Source organism: Halalkalibacter sp. AB-rgal2, assembly GCF_041821005.1.
Lineage (GTDB): Bacteria > Bacillota > Bacilli > Bacillales > Bacillaceae_D > Halalkalibacter.
Window position 1 is genome coordinate 1 of the sequence record NZ_JBGUAV010000057.1, and the last position, 2,497, is coordinate 2,497.

General features: G+C 53.4%; 1 rRNA gene. It reads right to left on the reverse strand.

The window, feature by feature from the left end:
• Positions 1-6: 6 nt before the first annotated feature.
• Positions 7-2,497, reverse strand: a 23S ribosomal RNA gene (locus ACERJO_RS20885); the annotation flags it as partial.

Here is a 2,497-nt window from a genome sequence, read left to right on the forward strand (position 1 = left end):
AATTTCTTGGATAAGTCCTCGACCGATTAGTATCTGTCAGCTCCACGTGTCGCCACGCTTCCACACCAGACCTATCAACCTCATCATCTCTAAGGGGTCTTACTGGATTCACTCCATGGGAAATCTCATCTTGAGGGGGGCTTCATGCTTAGATGCTTTCAGCACTTATCCCGTCCACACGTAGCTACCCAGCGATGCTCCTGGCGGAACAACTGGTACACCAGCGGTGTGTCCATCCCGGTCCTCTCGTACTAAGGACAGCTCCTCTCAAATTTCCTACGCCCGCGACGGATAGGGACCGAACTGTCTCACGACGTTCTGAACCCAGCTCGCGTACCGCTTTAATGGGCGAACAGCCCAACCCTTGGGACCTACTTCAGCCCCAGGATGCGATGAGCCGACATCGAGGTGCCAAACCTCCCCGTCGATGTGGACTCTTGGGGGAGATAAGCCTGTTATCCCCAGGGTAGCTTTTATCCGTTGAGCGATGGCCCTTCCATGCGGTACCACCGGATCACTAAGCCCGACTTTCGTCCCTGCTCGACTTGTAGGTCTCGCAGTCAAGCTCCCTTTTGCCTTTGCACTCTACGAATGATTTCCAACCATTCTGAGGGAACCTTTGGGCGCCTCCGTTACTGTTTAGGAGGCGACCGCCCCAGTCAAACTGCCCACCTGACACTGTCCCTGAACCGGATCACGGTCCGAGGTTAGAATGTCAGCACAGTCAGGGTAGTATCCCACCGACGCCTCCACGTAAGCTGGCGCTCACGCTTCCAAGGCTCCTACCTATCCTGTACAAACTGTACCAACATCCAATATCAAGCTACAGTAAAGCTCCATGGGGTCTTTCCGTCCTGTCGCGGGTAACCTGCATCTTCACAGGTACTATAATTTCACCGGGTCTCTCGTTGAGACAGTATCCAAATCGTTACACCATTCGTGCGGGTCGGAACTTACCCGACAAGGAATTTCGCTACCTTAGGACCGTTATAGTTACGGCCGCCGTTTACTGGGGCTTCAATTCAGAGCTTCGAGTCTGTGACTCTAACCCCTCCTCTTAACCTTCCAGCACCGGGCAGGTGTCAGCCCCTATACTTCGCCTTGCGGCTTCGCAGAGACCTGTGTTTTTGCTAAACAGTCGCTTGGATCTTTTCACTGCGGCTCTCTCAGGCTATTCACCTTAATAGAGCACCCCTTCTCCCGAAGTTACGGGGTCATTTTGCCGAGTTCCTTAACGAGAGTTCTCCCGAGCGTCTTAGAATTCTCTTCTCGCCTACCTGTGTCGGTTTGCGGTACGGGCACCTCTCACCTCGCTAGAGGCTTTTCTAGGCAGTGTAGGATCAGGAACTTCGGTACTATTATTTCCCTCGCCATCACAGCTCAGCCTTTATGAGAAGCGGATTTGCCTACTTCTCAGCCTACCTGCTTGGACGCGGACATCCAATGCCGCGCTTACCCTACCTTTCTGCGTCCCCCCATTGCTCAAACGGTGAGGAGGTGGTACAGGAATATCAACCTGTTGTCCATCGCCTACGCCTTTCGGCCTCGGCTTAGGTCCCGACTGACCCTGAGCGGACGAGCCTTCCTCAGGAAACCTTGGGCTTTCGACGGAGGGGATTCTCACCCCTCTTATCGCTACTCATACCGGCATTCTCACTTCTAAGCGCTCCACCAGTCCTCTCGGTCTGACTTCGCAGCACTTAGAACGCTCCCCTACCACTGACACCAACGGTGTCAATCCATAGCTTCGGTGATACGTTTAGCCCCGGTACATTTTCGGCGCAGAGTCACTCGACCAGTGAGCTATTACGCACTCTTTAAATGGTGGCTGCTTCTAAGCCAACATCCTGGTTGTCTGGGCAACTCCACATCCTTTTCCACTTAACGTATACTTGGGGACCTTAGCTGATGGTCTGGGCTGTTTCCCTCTTGACTACGGATCTTAGCACTCGCAGTCTGACTCCCGAGGATAAGTCTTTGGCATTCGGAGTTTGACTGAATTCGGTAATCCTGTGGGGACCCCTAGTCCAATCAGTGCTCTACCTCCAAGACTCTTCCCTCGAGGCTAGCCCTAAAGCTATTTCGGGGAGAACCAGCTATTTCCGAGTTCGATTGGCATTTCACCCCTACCCACACCTCATCCCCGCATTTTTCAACATGCGTGGGTTCGGGCCTCCATTCAGTGTTACCTGAACTTCACCCTGGACATGGGTAGATCACACGGTTTCGGGTCTACGACCACGTACTCATTCGCCCTAATTAAGACTCGCTTTCGCTACGGCTCCGCCTTATCGGCTTAACCTTGCACGGGATCGTAACTCGCCGGTTCATTCTACAAAAGGCACGCTGTCACCCGTTAATGGGCTCCAACTAGTTGTAGGCACACGGTTTCAGGATCTCTTTCACTCCCCTCCCGGGGTGCTTTTCACCTTTCCCTCACGGTACTGGTTCACTATCGGTCACTAGGGAGTATTTAGCCTTGGGAGATGGTCCTCCC